This window comes from Bradyrhizobium sp. SOJA106 (assembly GCF_059448745.1).
Genome location: NZ_CM182549.1, coordinates 3941405 through 3960495, shown reverse-complemented (window position 1 = coordinate 3960495; position 19091 = coordinate 3941405). Strand labels below are relative to the sequence as shown.

Here is a 19091-nt window from a genome sequence, read left to right as displayed (position 1 = left end):
GTCCCGTAATCCCGTAGGTGGGCAAAGCGAAGCCTGCCCACCACATCTTTGCAACCATGGAAAGAGCGTGGGCACGGCGCAAGAGCGCCTTTGCCCACCCTACGGCATCTCGCTACTGCTTCGCCTTCTTCGCCGCCGTCACCTTCGGCTCGCGCTTCGCGCCTTCAAGCGCGCTGTCCTTGCCCGCTTTCAGCACCTCATCCGACAGCTCGCTGGTGCCGGCGATGCGCGCCAGCAGCATGGTGCCCGCCATCGTCGCCAGCGTCGCGATCGCCTGCTTGCGCGCGGCCTTGCGCGGCTGGTTCGGGATATAGCCGGTCATCATCTCGATCATCTCGTCGAGCTTGCCGGCGAAGGCTTTTCGCGTCTTCGGGCTCTCGCGGGCGATCTCGGCGCCGAGCGCGGGAATCGAGCAGCCATGGCCGGGATTGTCGCGATGCAACGCGGAGAGATAGGTCTCGACGATCTGGGCCAGTTGCTTCTCCGGCGCGACCTGATCGGACTGCTTGCGCCAATGCTCCATCGAGCGGTCCATGGCGTAGGCGAAGGCCTCGATCACCAGCGCCTCGCGCGAGTCGAAATGCGCATAGAAGCCGCCATGGGTCAGGCCCGCCTCCTTCATGAGGTCGGCGACGCCGATACCATGCGCGCCCTTCTCGCGCAGCCGCACCGAGGCCTTCTTCACGATCCGGTCGTGGGTTTCCTGCTTGTGTTCCCGGGAATAGCGCATGCGGGTCTCATTGAATGTCGGAGATCATCTCATAACACAGAAATCAACCAGGCGGTGCATTAATTCGTATTTAGACATTGCCGATCATCGAAAAGGTTGCAGTTGCATGGACTGCGAGAGCGCCCTTGCCGTCGCGCACATAACCCTCGGTGTAGCTGGTCTGGCGGCCCAGCTTGATGATCTTGCCTTCGGCCGAGATCAGCCCGGACCGCACCGACAGCGGGCGCAGGAACGTCATTTTCAGGTCGAGGGTCACGGACGATTGGCCGGCCTCCAGCCGTGTCGAAATGGCGCAGCCCATGGCGGTGTCGATCAGCGCCGCCGCCGTCGCGCCATGCAGGAGGCCGATGGTATTTTCGAGATCCTCGCGCGGCTCCAATTCCATGACGACCCGCCCCGGCTCGACCACGGCCATGACGAAGCCGATCAGTTTTGCGAAGGGCGGCGGCGGCAGCCGGCCGTCGCGGATGCCGAGCATGGCCTCCATGCCCGACAACCCCATGGCCACTTTCGCAACCGGCGCCGGCATCTGCCAGTCCACCACGCGCTCGCGTCGCTGCGTGGGCGAAAACAGGTCGAGTTGCTCAGATTCGTTCATGGACCGCCTCTTTGAATGATATGCATCATACTACGCTACGGACTTCGCACTGGCAACTCTGCCCCTGCCTGCTTGACAAGCTGGCCGTTTCGGCCCGGAAGTGATGCCGACGCGCGCGCCGTGCGCCTGTCCACGAAACTTCGGGATGCCAGGATGGAAATGCTCAACAATCACTGCGGCGTGACGCGCGATGCGCGCGGTGTCGTTCATGTCGCGATCTGCAAGGCCGGCTCGCTCAATATTCTGAGTTCGCCCGTGACCGACGCGGTACGCGAGGGTCTGCAGCAGCTCTCCTCCGATCGCAGCATCCGCGTCCTGGTGCTGCGCGGCCAGAGCGAGAAGAGCATGATCGGCGGCGCCGACATCAAGGAGATGGCCAAGCTCGACCAGAGATCGGCCGAAGCCTTCATCAGCCGCCTCCGCGATCTCTGCGAAGCCGTGCGCCGGTTCCCCACCCCCGTGATCGCGCGGATGCCCGGCTGGTGCCTTGGCGGCGGACTCGAGGTCGCCGCCGCCTGCGACTTCCGGATCGCCGCGCAGGACGCGCATTTCGGCATGCCGGAGGTGCGCGTCGGCATCCCCTCGGTGATCCATGCCGCGCTGTTGCCGCGCCTGATCGGCTGGGCCCGCGCCCGCTGGCTGGTGATGACGGCTGAGAACATCGACGCCCCCACGGCGCTGGCCTGGGGACTGATCGACAAGGTCGCGCCGGAAGGCGGCCTGGACGCTGAAGTCGAGCATCTGGTCCAGGCCCTGCTCGAATGCGGCCCCGAAGCGCTGCGCTCGCAAAAGGCGCTACTGCAGCAATGGGAGGAGCTACCGCTGACGGAGTCGGTGAACTTGAGCGTCAAAGTGTTCGGCGAGTCGTTCCTCACGGACGAGCCGACGCGGTTGATGGGCGCGTTTGTCAACCGGAAGCGGTAGGACCCAGTTTTTCGGTGCCCCGGACGCAGCGCAGCGCACCTTTGCGGTGCGCTGCTGAGCCGGGGCCCATGCACCAACAAGGCCGGCGCGAATCTGGTCCCAGCTCTGCGTCGCACCGTTGCATATTGCGCCGCGTCCGGGACACGCACGAGCAAGTCGCCGCCCCAACAAATCTCATCCGACCCACGACATTTTCTCATCCCTTGCGCGGTTGCATTTTTTGCGCTGCATCATATGATGATCATAATCTTAGTCATCACCGCCAGGGAGTTTTGTCATGGCCGAAGCCGCCGATCCCGTCGTCATCGTCTCCGCCGCGCGCACCCCACTCGGCCGCTTCATGGGCGAGCTGTCGCCGCTTCCCGCGCACAAGCTCGGCTCGCATGTGATCGGCGCCGCACTGGAGCGCGCCAAGCTTGCGCCGGAGAAGGTCGACGAGGTTTTCATGGGCTGCGTGCTGCCGGCAGGACAAGGCCAGGCGCCGGCGCGGCAGGCTGCACGTTGCGCCGGTCTGCCCGATGCCACCGGCGCCACCACGGTCAACAAGGTCTGCGGCTCCGGCATGAAGGCGACCATGCTGGCGCACGACATCATCCGTGCCGGCTCGGCCGAGATCGTCGTCTCCGGCGGCATGGAGAGCATGAGCAACGCGCCCTATCTGCTCGCGAAGGCGCGCGGCGGCTATCGCGCCGGCCACGACCGCATCATCGACCACATGATGATGGACGGCCTCGAGGACGCCTACGAGACGGGCCGCTCCATGGGCGATTTCGGCGAGGCCACCGCGGAAGCCTACCAGTTCACTCGCAAGGACCAGGACGCCTATGCGATAGAGACGCTCAGCCGCGCCCGCAAAGCGGTCGAGGGCGGCGCGTTCAAGCCCGAGATCGCGCCGATCACGCTGACCGAGAAGGCCGGCCCACGCATCGTCGCAATTGACGAGCATCCGCTGAAGGTCGACCCCGCCAAGATCCCCGGGCTGAAGCCGGCGTTCCGCGCCAACGGCACCATCACGCCGGCTGCATCGTCCGCGAATGCTGACGGCGCCGCAGCCCTCGTGCTGACGAAGCGCTCGCTGGCGGATCGTAACGGTTTGCCTGCCATCGCCGAGATCAAAGGCCATGCCACTCACAGCCAGGAGCCGCAATGGTTCACCACGGCGCCGATCCCCGCAATCCGCAAGCTGCTCGACAAGGTCGGCTGGAGCGCCGGTGAGGTCGACCTGTTCGAGATCAACGAAGCCTTCGCCGTGGTGGCGATGGCGGCGCAGCGCGACCTCGGCATCCCCCGCGAGAAGCTCAATATCAACGGCGGCGCGTGCGCGCTCGGCCATCCCATCGGTGCGACCGGTGCGCGGCTGATCGTGACGCTGCTGCATGCGCTCGAGGCCAACAATCTCAAGCGCGGTGTCGCGGCGCTCTGCATCGGCGGCGGCGAAGCCACCGCGATCGCGGTGGAGCGGGTGACGCACTAAAGCCCGCTGAGATCAGGATGAATCGTCATCGCGCTTTAGGCTGTTTTTTGAGCATGATCTTTTCGGAAACCCGCTGCGCAGTTTTCCGGATCATACTCTAACGCCGGATGTCCTGAATCTCCGATGTCCTGAATTAAGGGAAGTCCGTCATTTCAGACTTCCCTCTTCCGTGCCAGACTGCAACGCTGACGCAGGTCTCCAAGACCTGCCAACCAAGATTGAGGCCCAATGATCTCGAACTGGCTCGCGGCGGCACTCGGCCGCCGCAATATCCACTACGGCTGGGTGATGGTCGGCGTCACCTTCCTCACCGCGCTGATCAGCGCCGGCACGGTCGGTGCGCCCGGCGTGTTCATCGTCCCGCTTCAGAAGGAGTTTGGCTGGAGCACGGCGGAGATCTCCTCCGCGCTGTCGATTCGCTTCATCCTGTTCGGGTTGATGGCGCCGTTCGCGGCTGCGCTGCTCAACCGCTACGGCCTGCGCAACGTCACGCTGGCGGCGCAGCTCATCGTGGTCTCGGCGCTGGTCGCCTCGCTCGGCATGACTCAGGTCTGGCAGCTGATCGCCCTGTGGGGCGTCGTGATCGGCATCGGCACCGGCATGACCGCGCTGGTGCTGGGCGCCACCATTGCCACGCGCTGGTTCGCGGCGCGTCGCGGCCTCGTCGTCGGCATCATGACCGCGAGCGTCGCCACCGGACAGCTCGTGTTCCTGCCGCTGCTCGCAAGCCTCACCGAACGCTACGGGTGGCGGCTTGCGCTCGGCTTCGTCTGCATCGCCCTCGGCGTGTCCGCCCTCGCGGTGCTGCTCGCCATGCGCGACCGGCCGAGCGATGTGGGCTTACGCCCATTCGGCGACGAAGGCACCCAGCCCCTGCCCCCTCCGCCGGTCAACCACGGCTCGATCACGGGCGTTGCGCTCGGCACGCTGCGCGACGCCTCGAAATCAACTGCATTCTGGATCCTGTTTGCGACCTTCTTCGTCTGCGGCGCCTCCACCAATGGCCTCGTTCAGGTGCACCTGATCCCGATGTGCCTCGATTTCGGCATTCCGCAGGTGCAGGCCGCAAGCCTGCTCGCCGCGATGGGCATCTTCGATTTCTTCGGCACCATCATGTCGGGCTGGCTCTCGGACCGCTACGACAACCGCTATCTGCTGTTCTGGTATTACGGCCTGCGCGGCCTCTCGCTGATCTTCCTGCCCTTCAGCGACTTCTCGTTCTACGGCCTCTCGATCTTCGCGATGTTCTACGGGCTGGACTGGATCGCGACGGTGCCGCCGACGGTGCGTCTCACCGCGCAGAAGTTCGGACCCGAACGCGCCAATCTCGTGTTCGGCTGGATCTTTGCCGGCCACCAGCTCGGCGCCGGCACCGCCGCATTCGGCGCCGGTTTCTCGCGGACGGTCTATCAGAGCTATCTGCCCGCATTCTTCATCGCCGGCGCGCTCTGCGTGTTCGCCGCGCTGATCGTGCTCGCGCTGTCGCGGCAGCCGAAGCCGCAACCGAAACCTGCGATGGCTTAAAGCGCGATGAGATCAGGATGAATCGTCATCGCGCTTTAGGTTATTATTTGAGCATGATCTTTTCGGAAAACCGCTGCGCACTTTTCCGGATCATGCTTTAGTACCTGATCGTGGTGGTGACGCCGAACACTGCGGCGTCACCGATCCGCGACACGCCGGTCGGGTCGTTCGGATTCGGGATGCCGCCGGAGGGACGCCACACATACTGGAAGTAAGGGGCAATCAGCCAGCCCGGCCTGATATGCGCCTCGTAGATCATCTCGAGCAAGGTCTCGTTGCTGCGCACCGGCCCCTGCACGCCGGTATAGAAATTGGTGTCGAGATCGAGATTGCGCGCGGTGTTCGAGATCCGCATGTAGGCCATCGCCACGCCGAATCGGTCGAGCGGACGGCCTGGCGTGAAGCCGACGAAACCGATACCGCCGTCCAGATAAAGATCGATCAAATTGCGGTCCGGCGGGCTGTAGGCGATGCGGCCAAACGCGGTGATACCGTGGAGCGAGGCCGAGGTGCTGTTTTCCTTGACCTCCGGCGGGCGGTAGAGCACCTGCTCGACGACGGCGAAGATTCCGTAATTGCCATGAAGCTTGGCCGCAATGCCGCTGCCATCGGGGTCGGCGATCGATTGGCCCACCGCGGTAAAACGCTGGCTGTCGAACGAGCCATAATGCTTCCAGGCGCCGGGCGTGAAATTGCCGGCGAGCGGCCGGCCGCCGATATTGATATCGTAGTTGAAGCGCACTTGGCCGATCACCCAGGGCTGATCGTTGACGCGGAATGCGAGGCCATGATGGTCGCGCAGCTGGGGATCCTGATCGCCCGGGCCCGACGGATCGCCGTTGAACACGGCACCGAACAGCGTGATCTGGTCCGACAGCGTGGCCTTGACGCGAATGCCGGGCACCGCAATCGGCGGCGCCGGGCCGCCGGCCGGAAGGTTTGACGCCTTGATCGCCGGCCAGCCGAAGGTGCCGTTGATGAAGAGATCGTCGGTCTCGCTGTCGAAGAACTCGACGTCGGCGGCCTGCTGACCGGCCCTGATGTTGAGGCGGTCGTTGAAAAAACTCTGCTCGAAATAGGCGTTGTAGAGCCGCTGGTCAGGCAGCGCCTCGATCTCGCTGATGGTGGCGAGATTGATCACGTAGTTGCGCGAGAGCCCCTGGCCGTAGATCACGAAGGCATTGGCGTAGAAGCGGCCGCCGGTCCAGCCGACCAGCCTGTCGAGATCGGCATCGACCGACAGGTCGAGGCGGCCGAATTGGATGGCGCCGCGCTTCGCGCCGCCGGAGACGTTGGCGATGTTATCCGCGATATAGGTCGCGCCGAAGTTCAGTCCCTTGTCGGCGAGGCCGTCATGCCACGCGTTGAACCATTTCGGAAACAGCCATTCGGCCGCGCTCTCGTCCTTGGCACCGGCGAATGCATCCGTGCTCGCCAGAGCGAGCGCGATGGCGGCGGCGCTTTGCAGCAGCAGTCTGTGGGCAGTCCCGATCACGGCAGGCTATCTTTTGAAGATGCCCGTTCGCCGCATGAACAGATAGGCCGCACCGACCGAGCAGATCATCATCGCAGCCGCCCAGATGAAGCCCTCGTCGACATCGGTCAGCGGCAGGCCCTTGGTGTTCATGCCGAAGATGCCGGTGATCAGCGTCGGCGGCAGCAATAGCGAGGTGACGATCGAGAGCGTGTGGAGGTGGCGATTGCTCTCTTCCTCGTTCTTGAAGCGCAGCTCCTCCTCGAGCAGGCGGCTGCGTTCGCGCAGCTCGACGATGTCGTGGTCGAGGCCGTCGAGCCGCTGCGCGAGCTTGCCGGCATGGATACGCAGGGCGGGCGCGAGGTGGTCGGTGTTCTTCTGATCGAGGCGATGGAACAGCACGCGCAGGCCCGTGAGCTGGCGATGCAGCCTGACGCAGGTCCGGCGCAGTCGGCCGAGATTGCGGCGCATCTCGGGCTTGGCCTCGTCGGCGAGAATGCGCTCCTCGATGTCGTCGATCTCCTGGCCGAGCTTATCGGCCATCCGGTCGAGCGTGTCGGCGACCTCGTCGACGATCTTTTCCAGGAGATGGGCGACATTGTCGACGCGGTAGCCGCCTTCGAGTACGCGGCGCGTGGCGTCCGCCGAGCACAGCGCCTGATGGCGGCCACTGACGAGCAAATGCTCGGTCATGGCAAAGCGCAGGAACGCGGTTTCCTCCGTCACGCGGTCGATCTCGCGCACGAGATCGGAGAACACGCCGTAGACGCAATGGTCGATGACGTGAAGCTGCTGGAACGTGTCGTTCGACAGCAGCAGCTCGCGCGCGAGCGGCGGCAGCGGCGATGCCGCGATCCACGGCCGCACGCGACCATCTGTCAAATTGAAGTGCAGCCACAGCCGGCCATCATGAGTGAACTCGATCGGCTGGTCGATCGGAAGCGCCTCGGCGCTGCCGTCGGCATGCAGGCGAAACGCCCAGACCAGCCCGGGAATGGCGGGCTCGGTGTTCTCTATCGCGCTGACAAGCTTCGCCGGCTCAGCCATGGCCAACCCCAACCGTCAACAGATAGTCCCACTCCGGAGCATGGCTGACGGCATCTTCCAGACCCACGCGCGTACTCAATTACGGCTTTGTTACAGTTTGATGATAACAGGCCGGCCTACTCGGCGGCGAGCCCCGTCGCGGCGGCTTCAGCTTCCCTGACGTAGTCGTGGACGACGCGGCCGAACGGCAGCGTCAGGTCGGCGATGTAATGGTGCGCGCCGAGACAACGGCGAACCGGGAAGTCGGCAACCGGTGCGTTGACGTGCGGCACCAGATGCAGCCGGCCCGGCCCGATCCACGAGCCCTTCGGCACGATGTCGATCAGGTTGATGGCAACGAGCTGACAGACTTCGAGCCGCCCGTCGACGCCGGGGATCATCTTCAGATTAACTTGCGTCTTCGACAGCGTGGCGCGGGTGAGATCGCCGTTGCCGGCCATGCTCTCGTGCTTGTAGCCCATGGTGCCCATGGCGACGAGCTGGCCGGCATATTCCAACGTGCCCGTCAGCGTGTCCTTGACGATCTCGAGCTTGGGATGGGCGTACTTCTTGGGAAAGCCCCAGATCTCGCGTCCGGCCGCGATCGGCGGATCGTCGTCCAGATACATCTGCGAGACGAAGTTGACCTCCTCGCCGTTGAGACGCGCGGGGATGACGAGACCAGATTCAGTGTAGCTGCCGAAGCCGGAGGAATCCGGCATCTTGATCCATTCGTAATGCACGATCGGCTGGTCGATCGGCTCGAGCGGCTCAGGCAGGCCGGCGCGGATCAGGTCCGGATCGGTCTCGTAGGTGATGACCAGGAATTCGCGGTTGACGAAACGATAGGGTCCGGCCGGATAGCTCGGTCCTGCAGCCGGCATGGACGGAAGTCTCAGCACGTCTTCCCTGCGCATCCTGATCTCCTGTGTGATGCCTCTGACGCTCGTCCGGCTCACGGGCTTTATGCAAATTGCTAGCCGCCGTCATTGACTGCGATGTGAAGGATTTCCGTCAGCCGGGCGACCCGCCGCCATTCCCGCTGCGGCCACCGTGCATGCGGGCGATGCATCGGCGCCGCAATTGTCATCACACCGTCACCACCGGACGCAATCGTTTGGGAGAGGCAGGAGGCATCGCCATGGACGCCCGCACGTCGCATCCGACACATTCGACCCATCAGCCCCCTTCGTGCGGCTGGCGGCCCGAGCGTTGCGACCGCGTCGCGCTGGTGTTGCAAGGCGGCGGTGCGCTCGGCGCCTACCAGGCCGGCGTCTACCAGGCGCTGCACGAGGCGGGCATCGAGCCCGATTGGGTCTGCGGTGTTTCGATCGGCGCGATCAACTCCGCCATCATCGCCGGCAACAAGCCGGAGAAGCGGCTGGAGGCGCTGCGCATCTTCTGGGAGCGCATCACCAGCCGCAAGATCTGGCACTACACGCCGGATGGCGACTCTTCCGGCAGTGGCGCAATCTCACCAGCGCCTGGATGACGTCGGCGAGGGCCAGCCGGGCTTCTTCACCCCGCACCAGATCAATCCCTGGTTCAGCCCGGTCGGCGCCAGGACCGCCACCAGCTATTACGACACGATGCCGCTGAAGGAGAGCCTGCTCGAGCTCGTCGACTTCGACCTCCTCAACGAGAAGAAGGTCCGCTTCGCGGTCGGCGCGGTCAACGTGCTCTCCGGCAACTTCATCTATTTCGACAACGCCCATGACGAGATCGAGCCGGAGCACATCATGGCCTCCGGCGCGCTGCCCCCGGCGCTGCCGATGGTGCGGATCGGCACCGATCATTTCTGGGATGGCGGCATCGTCTCCAACACGCCGCTGCAGCATCTGCTCGACCAGGAGGACGCGCTCAACTCGCTGGTGTTCCAGGTCGACCTGTTCAGCGCCCGCGGCGTGCTGCCGCGCTCGATCCAGGACGTGATGGCCCGCCACAAGGACATCATGTATTCCTCGCGCACGCGCCACAACACCGACGTCTACCGTCGCACCCACAATCTCAAGGTCCTGCTCTACAAGGCGCTCGCGAAGCTGCCGGAGGAGCAGCTGTCCGAGGAGGAGCGCAAGCTCAAGGCGAGCCTGCGCAACATGCCGGAGATCGCGATCCTGCATCTGATCTACCAGCAGAAGGCCTATGAGGGCGATGCCAAGGATCACGAGTTCTCGGGCACCTCGATGCGCGAGCACTGGACAAGCGGCTACGAGGACACCAAGCGCACGCTGAAGCGCCGCGACTGGATCAAGATGCCCGAGGAAGGCATGGGCCTCGTCGTGCACGACGTGCATCGGGAGACGGAGAGCGCGTGACGAGCGCGCTTCGTACGAGGCGCTCCAAACAAAAATTCGAAAACAACCCCATGCACAGTAGCCGGGCATGGCGGATCAATGATTTGCACGTTGCGCACGCGGGTTTGACACGTCGGGCAACACACCGGCATAATGGCATCATCGCAGGACTGCGCGGGACGCTCGTGTCGAGGCTTCTATGCACACGTTGCGCCGTCAATCAAGTCACGCGCCTGCGGCACAATCGGTAAGCTGAGTTGAACGCCAGCGGCCAGCGATGCTGCGCCGAGCTTATCGATTCCACTCTCCTTTGGGGGTGTTGGAAATCAGAACGACGACACCAGCCCGCGCTGCCTTCACGGCGCTGGCTGGCTCGCAGTATGAGCTGTGGTGTTACTTCAACCCCGCTGCGGGTTCGCTCGGTCTACGGCCGATCAGCACGAACTTCAGAACGAACAACGTTGTCTGCTTGGCATCAGAACAGGACCGAGTTGAAGGACGGCATCGGCGCCCTCACCGCTGGCGGCGGCGTGCCGCGTGCACTCCTTCTCGTTGGTCCCTCAACATCCTTGTAGTCGGAGGATGCCCGGGCCTCTAACCGCCAGACGCGATCAGAATGGCAACTAGGCTCAGTGCGACTATCGAGATAAGCGACAGCGCGATCTTCTCGCGCCGGCTCATGCCTCCTACCATTGATCGCGCCCCATATCTTCGGGGGCCTGCGGATCCTGGCGGTACTCCCACCTTCCGCCCATGCCTCGGCGCCGCCATGTTTTGCCAGGGTACAACTGTGACGACGTCCATCCGCCATCAACAGTCCGTTGCGGAATGATCGGCGGCGCGCATTCGTGCCAAGTCAATTCGGCGTCCGGATACTTCCGGTCGCGCCACCAAGTAAACAATCGCATCAAGTAAGCCCTCAGTCAGGAACGGCCTACCAGCGGTTGCGATGCACAATCAAGCCGGGAAAATACCGATCTTCTGGGGGGCGGCTTCCTCCGTCCGCTCCCTCAGGGAGCGCGGACAACCGCCACGCCTTGGACGATCATCTCCAGACCATCTCGTCCGCGCTGGAGGTCACGATGCGCTACCCTCAGGCTGCCGCACGCCGCTCTGGCTGGACGGGTATGGTTTAGCCCGAATAGACGGTTGAGCCTGAGCGTTGCCTTTTCGGTTGTGACTCCATTCTCGCGCAGCATCGTCAATGGCGCTGACGGAAATTCCCCGGAATTGCTGTTGCGCCTGACCCGGTCTGGGATGTGTCATTCAACGCATCCGCTTCGAGACAGGCGGCTGCCCTGCAGCCGCGTCCTACATTGGGTCTGGAGATGATCATGCGCAACATAGCGTCGGTGATGGCAGTCGTGATCGCGTTGAGCGCGCCGGCTTTGGCCCAGAAGGCCGAGATTGAAGCGAACAATGCGAAATGGATCGAACTGTTCAACAAGGGCGATTTTGCCGGGATTGCGTCCCTCTACAGCGCCGACGCGGTCGCATTCCCGCCCGGCTCCGCGATGGTGCAGGGCCGAACAGCCATCGAAGCAATGTGGAAGGGCATGGCTGAACAAGTGACCGATCCGAAGCTCACGACGGTGGATGTCAAACCGCTTGGCCCTTCCGCGGCACGCGAGATCGGCACGTTCGTCCTGAAGACCAAGGGATCGGCACCGCAGGACGTCACCGGCAAATATGTCGTCGTGTGGGAGAAAGTCGGAGACGACTGGAAGCTCGCCACCGACATCTGGAACGATGGCAAATAACCGTCTTACGGTTTGCAGGTCCGCTCTGCGCCGGAAGGGAAGGATCGCGGCCGTGCCCGAGGATGCGCGTTCGCTCAAACCGACGCACCCGTTCATTCGCCGTTGTCATTCGAGACGCCGGCGCTATCGTGCGTATGCGGCACAGCCGCGACATTCATCCGATAATTCTAGTGATGGGAGAATCGCATGAAATTCATAACCACCTGGAGCGTACCCCAAGGCACCTTCAACGCAGCCGTCGCCCGCTTTCTGGAGACCGGTGGCGCGCCACCCGAGGGCGTCAAGATGCTGGGTCGTTGGCATGGCATGAATGGACAGGGATTTGCGATCTCTGAATCGAGCGATCCCAAAGCCATGTATCGTTGGCTCGCGCAATGGTCTGACCTGCTCCCCTTGACCGTTACGCCTTGCCTCGAGGACGGAGACGCGGGCGAAGTGATGGCGTCGCTCCCCAAACGGTGACGATCAAGCGTCGATCATCGATACACAAGTCGCTGTCGCCGCCGAAACCGGCGGCAGTGACATGCGCGCCCGGCGCTGATGGATAGCGCTCCTTCGCAACCAGCTGTGAGTCCGGGGCGTTCGTCGCGCCCTTCGCCGCTCACTTGGGGATGCTCGTCCGCTCCCCTCGGGGAAGTAGATGACCCTTGACGATTATTGTGAATGCAACTGCGATGCATAACCAGAGTAACAGGCTCACCGCCCCGCCGATCAGCAGGCCACGAAAAACGCGTATGCCGTCATCCTCGTCAGCGTGCTTTGGTTGCTTGTGACGCGTATGGCGATCGCGGATCGGATCGATTTCACCCATCCGCAATGCAAGGGGCGCCCGGTCAAGTACTTCAAGAGGGAATTCAGCCTACCTCGTTCGAGGTACCTCATTCGCCTGTGATGCCGAGCGCGCGGACAAGCTCGCCCCGCGCCTTGTAGTCGAGGTCGATCTGACGCTTGAAGTCATCCTGGGTGCCGCCCATGGCGACCATGCCCTGCTTGTCGAGCCAGGTGCGCATCGTCTCGGTCGCAAGGATCGCGTTGATCTCCTTGTTCAGAGCCGCGACCACCGGCGCCGGCGTCTGCTTCGGCAGCATCAGCCCGATATAGCTGATGATCTTGAAGCCGGGATACGTCTCGCTGATGGCCGGCACGTCCGGCAGCAGCGGATAGCGCTGCTCCGACGTGACAGCGAGCAGCTTGATCTGGCCGGCGGTCGCCAGCGGCTCCACGGCCGTCGGCGCGCCGAAGATCAGCGGTATCTGCCCCGCAAGGAGGTCGCTCACCGAGGCCGCCGTCCCCTTGTAGGGAATGTGGGTCATGGTGAATCCACCGGATTTCTGCAGCATCTCGCCGGCGAGGCGATGCGGCGTCGACGCGCCGGAGCTGCCAAAGCTCAGCGCCTGCGGCTTCTGCTTGCCGAAAGCGACGAGCTCGGCGACGGAATTGGCCGGCACATCCTTCGCCGCGCACAGCAACAGGGGCGACCAGGCGACGCTGACGACGGGCTCCATCGCCTTCGACAGGTCGAAATGGTTGCTGGTGGCAAGGTGCGGATCGATCGTGAGCATTGCATCCGTCACCATCAGCACCGTGTATCCGTCCGGCTCCGCCCGCGCCGCTGCCTGCGCGGCGATCATGCCGTTGGCGCCGGTCTTGTTCTCGATGACGACGGAGATCTTGAAGGTGTCGCCGAGCTGCTTGCCGATGATCCGCGCGAGCGCATCGGCCTGTCCTCCCGCGGAATAGCCGACCAGCATCGTGATCGTTCGCGCCGGATAGGATTGCGCCCGTGCGGGCTCAACCATCGTCACCAGCCCAAGAAGCGCGCTCGCGGCTGCCGGAATACTCACCTTCCAACGAAGCAGCATGCGGGACATCATGATCCCTTTCCTCCCTGTTGCAGATGGTGGCTCGGCCACTCTTTTTTATGCAGACATGTTCGCGGGCGCGCCCAATATGCCGGACGCGCGGAGATCGGCGATCTCGCGCGCCGAATATCCGGCCGCGCCGAGGATCTCGTCAGCGTGTTCGCCGACGCGAGGCGGCTGGCGTTCGAGGCTTGGCCGGTCGCGCGTGTCGCCGAACTCGACGGGCAGCGCCGGAATCCCGACCAGCGGTCCGCCACCGAAACCGGCGATGGCGGTTGCCAGCAGTCCGCCATTGGCCAGCAGATGCGGATCGACCGACAACTCATCCGGCCGTCCCACCCGCGAATAGGCCACCCGGGCGGCTTCGCATTTGGCGAGAATCTCCTCGAGGGGCAGCCGCGTGATCCGCCGCTCCAGCTCGGGCAGCATCCATTCGCGCGCCTCGCATCGATTGGCGTTGCCGAGCAGCCTCGGATCCTCGCGCCAGTCGTCGAAACCGAACGCGTCGCAGAAGCGTTGCCAGTGTCCGTCGGAGGTGCATCCGATGAAGACCTGGCCGCCATCCGATGCCGTGAAGACGTCGTACACGCCCCAGGCATTCTTGCGGGCCGGCATTGGCGGCATCGGACCGCCGATCACGGCGCTGCCGACCACCAGCGCGCCGAGCATGAAGGTCGCACTCTCGAACAGCGAGCTCGAGACCTTCTGGCCCATGCCGGTGGCGTCGCGCTCGCGCAGCGCCGACAAGGCTGCCACGACGCCGAAGACGCCGCCGAGGATATCGATCACAGGCGCGCCTGCGCGCAGCGGCCGGCCGGGCGGTCCTGTCATGTAGGCAAGGCCGGATTGCATCTGCACGACTTCGTCGAGCGCGCCGCGATTTTCGTAAGGGCCCTTCAGGAAGCCCTTCATCGACAGGTACACGAGCCGCGGATTGAGCTTGCGCAGATCGTCCCAGCTGCACTTCAGCCGCTCGATCGTCCCGGGTCCGAAATTCTCCAGCACCACGTCGGCATCCCTGACCAGCCGGTGCACGATCGCCTGCCCCTCCGGCCGCTTCAGATCGATCGCGATCGAGCGCTTGTTGCGGTTGTAGGTCGCGAAGAAACCGGCTGCAAAGCCCGGCAACCTGCGGGTCGGGTCGCCGTCCGCGGGCTCGATCTTCACCACGTCGGCGCCGAGGTCGGCGAACAGAACGCCCGCGCAGGGACCCATGATGGTGTGGCCGAAATCCAGCACCTTCAGTCCGGCGAGCGGCTTTGCGAGGGTCATGCGCCCGCACTCCTCCGCAATGCGGCGAGCGTGCCCGATCGCAGCGCGGCGCTCGGCAGGCGATGCCCGACGATCCGCTCGGCAAGCCGTCCGGCCTCGATCAGCGCCTCGATATCGAGACCGGTCGCAATGCCCATTTCCTCACACAGCAGCGCCAGCTCCTCCGTGGCGATGTTGCCGGGCGCGCCCGGCTGGCCCGCAAACGGACAGCCGCCGAGCCCCGCCACCGCGGCGTCGAACGCGGTGACACCAAGCCGCAGCCCCTCATAGGCGCACGCGATGCCCTGGCCGCGGGTATCGTGCAGATGCAGCGCAATCCTCAGATCGCTCCAGCGGTCACGTACGGCGCCGACGGCCGTGGCGACCCGCCGCGGTGTGGCCCAGCCCATCGAATCCGCAAGCGACACCTCGCGGACCTCGATGCCGGCGTCGCGCGCGATGGCGAGCCCGTCGGACACCGTCTCGAGCACCTTGGCAGCCGGCACGTCTCCGCCAAAATTACAGCCGAACGCAGCCATGACGATGATCTTGGCAATCGGCACGCCCGCCTGCCGGTGCGCGCGCACATAGTTTCGCATCGCCTCGATCTGACCGGCGCGATCACGATTGAGGTTGCGACGTGCGAACGGTTCGGAGGCGCTCAGCGAGATAAAGCCTGCGAGCGTCAGCCTGTCCTTGAACGCCAAAGCGCGTTGCAATCCGCTGTCGTTGAACCAGAGCGCCGAGTATGCGACGCCCGCATGCGGGCTGAATCCCGCGACAACCGGCTCGGCGTCGGCCCAGCCCGGCACGTGCTTGGAATTGACGAAGGAGGCAACCTGAATGCGCGAAAGCCCGGTCGCCGAGAGCGCATCGATCAGGGCGATCTTGTCCGCGGTCGCGATCGGCCCCGGCTCGATCTGAAAGCCTTCGCGCGGCCCCTCCTCGGTGATGACGATCCTGGTCGGCAGATCCATGCCGCGACGCTCCCGGAGCTGGTCTTATTGGTCCAGGCAAAAGCTTGCCGGGACGCGAGACATCTGACAAATATAATATCAAGATCACTGTGTTCTGATTATTAGATCGATAGGCGAGCCATGCCATGGCGCTCGGATTGCGGCAGATCAGATATTTCATCGCGATCGCCGACGCGGGCGTGCTGTCGCGGGCGGCCGAGACCCTCAACATCGCGCAGTCCGCGCTCAGCCATCACGTCGCGGCGCTCGAAGCCGATCTCGGCGTGAAGCTGCTGGAACGGCGGCCACGTGGCGTCGCCCTGACTGCGGCCGGCCGCCGTCTCTACGAGCACGGCAGCGCGGTGCTTGCGAGCCTCGGCAAGGCCGAGGAGGATGTGCGGACCTTCAACGAGGCGGCAACCGGACCGGTCAGCCTCGGCCTCAGCCACACCGCGATCTCGATGGTCGGCCTCGAGCTCATGAAGGCGGTCCGCAAGCACTCCCCCGGCGTGCATCTGAGCGTCGTCGAAGCGCTGTCACCGGCGCTGATCGAGCGCGTCCTCTCCGGCACGGTCGATCTCGCGCTGGCGTACAATCCGCCGCGAGATGCCCGCCTCGACGTGGCGTGGCTGCATGAGGAAGACCTCTACCTCGTCGGCCATCCGAGCCTGATCGGCCGGTCCTCCACACCGATCGCCTTCTCCGCCATTCCGCAGAGGAGCGTGCTCGGGCTGACACCGCTTCCGGCATCGCGCGCCATCATCCAGACGCAGGTGCTGCGCAACCAGATCGTCCCGAGCGAAACGCTGGAGGTCGATTCCCTGTCGGCACTGCGCATGGCGCTCGAAGCCGGTCTCGGATGCGCCATCCTCTCCCGCGCAACCGTCCTTGCCGACATCGCGGCGGAGAAATATCACGCGCGCCGCATCGTCGATCCGCCACTGTCGCGTTCCCTTGCGCTGGTGGCTCTCGCAGACCGGCCACAGACCAAGGCCTTCCTCGAAGTCCGCAAGACCGTGACCGAGGTTGTCCGCGAGGCCGTGGACGAACGGCGATGGCCAGCAAAGACGAGCGAGCGACGGAAGAAGCACTCCGGCGCGGCCGGCTGATCGTCGTGGCTCTCTCTGCGGGCCGGTTCACAGGTCTTGGCCATATTGCCGTTAGACTCCGCCGCCTCAAACGTGGACAATGACGGAAAGCGCTTCGCGCGCGCAGTGCACGCCAAGATGCGCCAGAGGAAACAAAATGCCAGCGACCTTTCCATCCTCCCTACCCGCCATTCCGACCACCCCGTTGACCGCCTCCATTCGCGATGCGCTGCGCGCGATCGTGGGCGACAAGGGCCTGATCGAGGATGACCACGGCAAGCAGCCATTCGTGACGGACTGGCGCGGCCTGCTGGTCGGGGGCGCCGGAGCGGTCGTGCGTCCCGGCAGCACCGAGGAAGTCTCGAAGGTGGTGCGGCTGTGCCATCAGCACGGCGTCGCCATCGTGCCGCAGGGCGGCAACACCGGGTTGATGGGCGGAGCCACACCCTGGCCCGCGCACACAGGCATCGTGCTGTCACTCGGCCGCTTGAACCGCGTGTTGAACGTAGATCCCGTCGGCTACGCGATGACGGTGGAGGCCGGCTGCGTGCTCCAGACGCTTCAGGAGACCGCAAGCCAGCACGACAGGTTCCTGCCGCTCAGCCTCGGCGCGCAGGGCTCGTGCATGATCGGCGGCAATCTTTCGACCAATGCCGGCGGCGTGCAGGTGCTGCGCTATGGCAATGCCCGCAATCTCGTGTTGGGGCTTGAGGTCGTCCTGCCCAACGGCGACGTCTGGGATGGACTGCGCGCGCTCAAGAAGGACAACACCGGCTACGACCTCAAACACCTCTTCATGGGCGCCGAAGGCACGCTCGGCATCATCACCAAGGCCGTGCTCAAGCTGTGGCCGGCGCCCAAGGACGTCTGCACGGCGTGGCTGGCGATCCGCGATCCGCGCGCGGCGCTTCAGATCCTGTCGGACGCATATGCGGCGTCCGAGGACAATGTCAGCTCCTGCGAGCTGATGAGCCGTGCCGCCATCGACATGGTGCTGCGCCATATTCCAGGCACCCAGGATCCGCTGAAGGCGGAGACGCCATGGTACCTGCTGATGGAATGGTCGTCGGCGCGCCCGCGCCAGGACGGGGCTGAAGGCATGTCCGAGAAGCTGGAGCAGTTCCTCGCCGATCAGCTCGAGGCCGGGCGCGTGCTGGACGCGGCGATCGCAAGCACGGTCAGCCAATCCCGCAACATGTGGCGCATCCGCGAGAGCGTCGCCGAGGCCTCGCGGGCCGAAGGTCCGGGGCTCAGCTACGACGTCTCGGTGGCGACCTCCAAAATTCCTGATTTCGTCGACAAGGGGCTCAAGGCCGTGCTCGACATCCTCCCGAGCATTCGCCCCTACCCGCTCGGGCACATCGGCGACGGCAATCTGCATTTCTCGTTCATGGGACCGAAGGGCATGGATCAGCAGACGCTGAACCAGTACACCGCCGCGATCACGCGGGCCGTGAACGACCTCATCACCTCCATGGGCGGCTCGATCTCGGCGGAGCACGGCATCGGCATCGACAAGCTCGATGAGCTCAGCCACTACCGCTCGAAGACCGAGCTCGACATCATGCGGACCATCAAGCGTGCGCTCGATCCGCAGAACATCATGAACCCCGGCAAGGTGCTCCGGCTGTGATGACGCCGGGCACCCGCCATGGTCTCAGCCGCGCGGGTTGACGATGGTGTAGCCCCGCAAGGAGCGCGCGTGCATGCGCGTGGCGTGCCCGCCGGAATTGGCGTCATAGGCCATCCACATGTCGCCTCCGAGGTGCTGCTCCAAGACGAACACATGACCGCGCCTGGCCGCGACCATTCCGGGCGCCGGCGCCGCGCGCGGGAAGCGCAGCCAGTTCGAGGCGAGGTTCAATTCCGGCACGACACGACCGAACACGCGCAGCGACGCGCCGCAGCCGCAGAACGATGAAGGGCACCCCGCCGGTCGGCCGCCAACGATGCGCTCGCCGGACGCGATGATCGTGGTTGGAGTGCTGCCTGCATCGGTCAATGTCATTTGCGTTGAGCGATAGGCTTGCAACGAGTGTCTCGGAGACCGCTCGCGGCGCGTTTGCGAATACGAGAAATCGCAGGGCATGGTCACGTTGCATTCAGGCGCCTGGAGAGCGCGATAAGGCC

General features: G+C 64.5%; 16 protein-coding genes and 1 pseudogene. 8 read left to right on the top strand and 9 right to left on the bottom strand.

Annotated features, from left to right (window positions below; genetic code table 11):
• Positions 1-112: 112 nt before the first annotated feature.
• Positions 113-730, bottom strand: a complete 618-nt coding sequence (locus AC5V87_RS17995) for a TetR/AcrR family transcriptional regulator (RefSeq protein ID WP_495371724.1) — start codon at positions 728-730, stop codon at positions 113-115.
• A gap of 70 nt (positions 731-800) precedes the next feature.
• Entirely contained in the window at positions 801-1328 is a 528-nt protein-coding gene (locus AC5V87_RS17990; RefSeq protein ID WP_456838921.1) for a PaaI family thioesterase, read from the bottom strand.
• Positions 1329-1481: 153 nt separating this feature from the next.
• Here AC5V87_RS17990 and AC5V87_RS17985 point away from each other — a divergent pair, with 153 nt between their 5' ends.
• From AC5V87_RS17985 to AC5V87_RS17975, 3 genes are all read left to right on the top strand, one after another.
• Positions 1482-2252 carry an enoyl-CoA hydratase gene (locus AC5V87_RS17985; protein WP_495371723.1) on the top strand — a complete coding sequence of 257 codons (771 nt, stop codon included), beginning with the start codon at positions 1482-1484 and terminating at the stop codon, positions 2250-2252.
• A gap of 277 nt (positions 2253-2529) precedes the next feature.
• Positions 2530-3726, top strand: a complete 1197-nt coding sequence (locus tag AC5V87_RS17980; RefSeq protein ID WP_495371722.1) for an acetyl-CoA C-acyltransferase — start codon at positions 2530-2532, stop codon at positions 3724-3726.
• A 228-nt stretch (positions 3727-3954) separates the two neighbouring features.
• Positions 3955-5250, top strand: a complete 1296-nt coding sequence (locus AC5V87_RS17975) for an MFS transporter (protein WP_495371721.1) — start codon at positions 3955-3957, stop codon at positions 5248-5250.
• A gap of 97 nt (positions 5251-5347) precedes the next feature.
• On the opposite strand, the gene AC5V87_RS17970 is transcribed toward AC5V87_RS17975, so the two are convergent.
• The 3 genes from AC5V87_RS17970 to AC5V87_RS17960 form a co-directional block, all read right to left on the bottom strand.
• Positions 5348-6745: a carbohydrate porin gene (locus AC5V87_RS17970; RefSeq protein WP_495371720.1), complete on the bottom strand. Its 1398-nt coding sequence runs from the start codon at positions 6743-6745 to the stop codon at positions 5348-5350.
• A gap of 6 nt (positions 6746-6751) precedes the next feature.
• Positions 6752-7771, bottom strand: coding sequence for a transporter (locus tag AC5V87_RS17965; protein ID WP_456838926.1), 1020 nt, complete (start codon positions 7769-7771; stop codon positions 6752-6754).
• A gap of 116 nt (positions 7772-7887) precedes the next feature.
• Positions 7888-8667, bottom strand: a complete 780-nt coding sequence (locus AC5V87_RS17960; protein ID WP_456838927.1) for an acetoacetate decarboxylase — start codon at positions 8665-8667, stop codon at positions 7888-7890.
• Positions 8668-8891: 224 nt separating this feature from the next.
• Here AC5V87_RS17960 and AC5V87_RS17955 point away from each other — a divergent pair.
• The 3 genes and pseudogenes from AC5V87_RS17955 to AC5V87_RS17945 all read left to right on the top strand — a co-directional run bounded on the left by AC5V87_RS17955 (position 8892) and on the right by AC5V87_RS17945 (position 12266).
• Positions 8892-10065 (top strand): annotated as a pseudogene (locus tag AC5V87_RS17955) (patatin-like phospholipase family protein).
• Positions 10066-11372: 1307 nt separating this feature from the next.
• The gene (locus AC5V87_RS17950) at positions 11373-11804 is read left to right on the top strand and encodes a YybH family protein (protein WP_495371719.1); all 432 of its coding nucleotides are present in this window, start codon (positions 11373-11375) and stop codon (positions 11802-11804) included.
• A gap of 186 nt (positions 11805-11990) precedes the next feature.
• Positions 11991-12266: a DUF3303 domain-containing protein gene (locus AC5V87_RS17945; RefSeq protein WP_018319867.1), complete on the top strand. Its 276-nt coding sequence runs from the start codon at positions 11991-11993 to the stop codon at positions 12264-12266.
• Positions 12267-12682: 416 nt separating this feature from the next.
• On the opposite strand, the gene AC5V87_RS17940 is transcribed toward AC5V87_RS17945, so the two are convergent.
• From AC5V87_RS17940 to AC5V87_RS17930, 3 genes are read right to left on the bottom strand one after another with little or no spacing between them, the layout of a single operon-like run.
• Positions 12683-13678 (bottom strand): Bug family tripartite tricarboxylate transporter substrate binding protein, encoded by a 996-nt coding sequence (locus AC5V87_RS17940; protein ID WP_495371718.1) that lies wholly within the window; start codon positions 13676-13678, stop codon positions 12683-12685.
• A 45-nt stretch (positions 13679-13723) separates the two neighbouring features.
• Positions 13724-14938 carry a CaiB/BaiF CoA transferase family protein gene (locus AC5V87_RS17935; protein ID WP_456838935.1) on the bottom strand — a complete coding sequence of 405 codons (1215 nt, stop codon included), beginning with the start codon at positions 14936-14938 and terminating at the stop codon, positions 13724-13726.
• The gene (locus AC5V87_RS17930) at positions 14935-15894 is read right to left on the bottom strand and encodes a hydroxymethylglutaryl-CoA lyase (RefSeq protein WP_495371717.1); all 960 of its coding nucleotides are present in this window, start codon (positions 15892-15894) and stop codon (positions 14935-14937) included. The genes AC5V87_RS17935 and AC5V87_RS17930 overlap by 4 nt, the downstream gene beginning before the upstream one ends.
• A 125-nt stretch (positions 15895-16019) precedes the next feature.
• Here AC5V87_RS17930 and AC5V87_RS17925 point away from each other — a divergent pair, with 125 nt between their 5' ends.
• Positions 16020-16982, top strand: a complete 963-nt coding sequence (locus AC5V87_RS17925) for a LysR family transcriptional regulator (protein ID WP_495371716.1) — start codon at positions 16020-16022, stop codon at positions 16980-16982.
• 136 nt (positions 16983-17118) lie between these two features.
• The gene (locus tag AC5V87_RS17920) at positions 17119-18594 is read left to right on the top strand and encodes an FAD-binding oxidoreductase (RefSeq protein ID WP_495371715.1); all 1476 of its coding nucleotides are present in this window, start codon (positions 17119-17121) and stop codon (positions 18592-18594) included.
• 24 nt (positions 18595-18618) lie between these two features.
• Here AC5V87_RS17920 and AC5V87_RS17915 read toward each other — a convergent pair whose 3' ends face one another.
• Positions 18619-18969, bottom strand: a complete 351-nt coding sequence (locus AC5V87_RS17915) for a hypothetical protein (protein ID WP_456838939.1) — start codon at positions 18967-18969, stop codon at positions 18619-18621.
• Positions 18970-19091 lie beyond the last annotated feature (122 nt).

Excerpts from the sequence above, each read along its gene's own strand:
- AC5V87_RS17995 (WP_495371724.1), bottom strand. The coding sequence starts at position 730 with ATGCGCTATTCCCGGGAACACAAGCAGGAAACCCACGACCGGATCGTG.
- AC5V87_RS17990 (WP_456838921.1), bottom strand. The coding sequence starts at position 1,328 with ATGAACGAATCTGAGCAACTCGACCTGTTTTCGCCCACGCAGCGACGC.
- AC5V87_RS17985 (WP_495371723.1), top strand. The coding sequence starts at position 1,482 with ATGGAAATGCTCAACAATCACTGCGGCGTGACGCGCGATGCGCGCGGT.
- AC5V87_RS17980 (WP_495371722.1), top strand. The coding sequence starts at position 2,530 with ATGGCCGAAGCCGCCGATCCCGTCGTCATCGTCTCCGCCGCGCGCACC.
- AC5V87_RS17975 (WP_495371721.1), top strand. The coding sequence starts at position 3,955 with ATGATCTCGAACTGGCTCGCGGCGGCACTCGGCCGCCGCAATATCCAC.
- AC5V87_RS17965 (WP_456838926.1), bottom strand. The coding sequence starts at position 7,771 with ATGGCTGAGCCGGCGAAGCTTGTCAGCGCGATAGAGAACACCGAGCCC.
- AC5V87_RS17960 (WP_456838927.1), bottom strand. The coding sequence starts at position 8,667 with ATGCGCAGGGAAGACGTGCTGAGACTTCCGTCCATGCCGGCTGCAGGA.
- AC5V87_RS17950 (WP_495371719.1), top strand. The coding sequence starts at position 11,373 with ATGATCATGCGCAACATAGCGTCGGTGATGGCAGTCGTGATCGCGTTG.
- AC5V87_RS17945 (WP_018319867.1), top strand. The coding sequence starts at position 11,991 with ATGAAATTCATAACCACCTGGAGCGTACCCCAAGGCACCTTCAACGCA.
- AC5V87_RS17940 (WP_495371718.1), bottom strand. The coding sequence starts at position 13,678 with ATGATGTCCCGCATGCTGCTTCGTTGGAAGGTGAGTATTCCGGCAGCC.
- AC5V87_RS17935 (WP_456838935.1), bottom strand. The coding sequence starts at position 14,938 with ATGACCCTCGCAAAGCCGCTCGCCGGACTGAAGGTGCTGGATTTCGGC.
- AC5V87_RS17930 (WP_495371717.1), bottom strand. The coding sequence starts at position 15,894 with ATGGATCTGCCGACCAGGATCGTCATCACCGAGGAGGGGCCGCGCGAA.
- AC5V87_RS17925 (WP_495371716.1), top strand. The coding sequence starts at position 16,020 with ATGGCGCTCGGATTGCGGCAGATCAGATATTTCATCGCGATCGCCGAC.
- AC5V87_RS17920 (WP_495371715.1), top strand. The coding sequence starts at position 17,119 with ATGCCAGCGACCTTTCCATCCTCCCTACCCGCCATTCCGACCACCCCG.
- AC5V87_RS17915 (WP_456838939.1), bottom strand. The coding sequence starts at position 18,969 with ATGACATTGACCGATGCAGGCAGCACTCCAACCACGATCATCGCGTCC.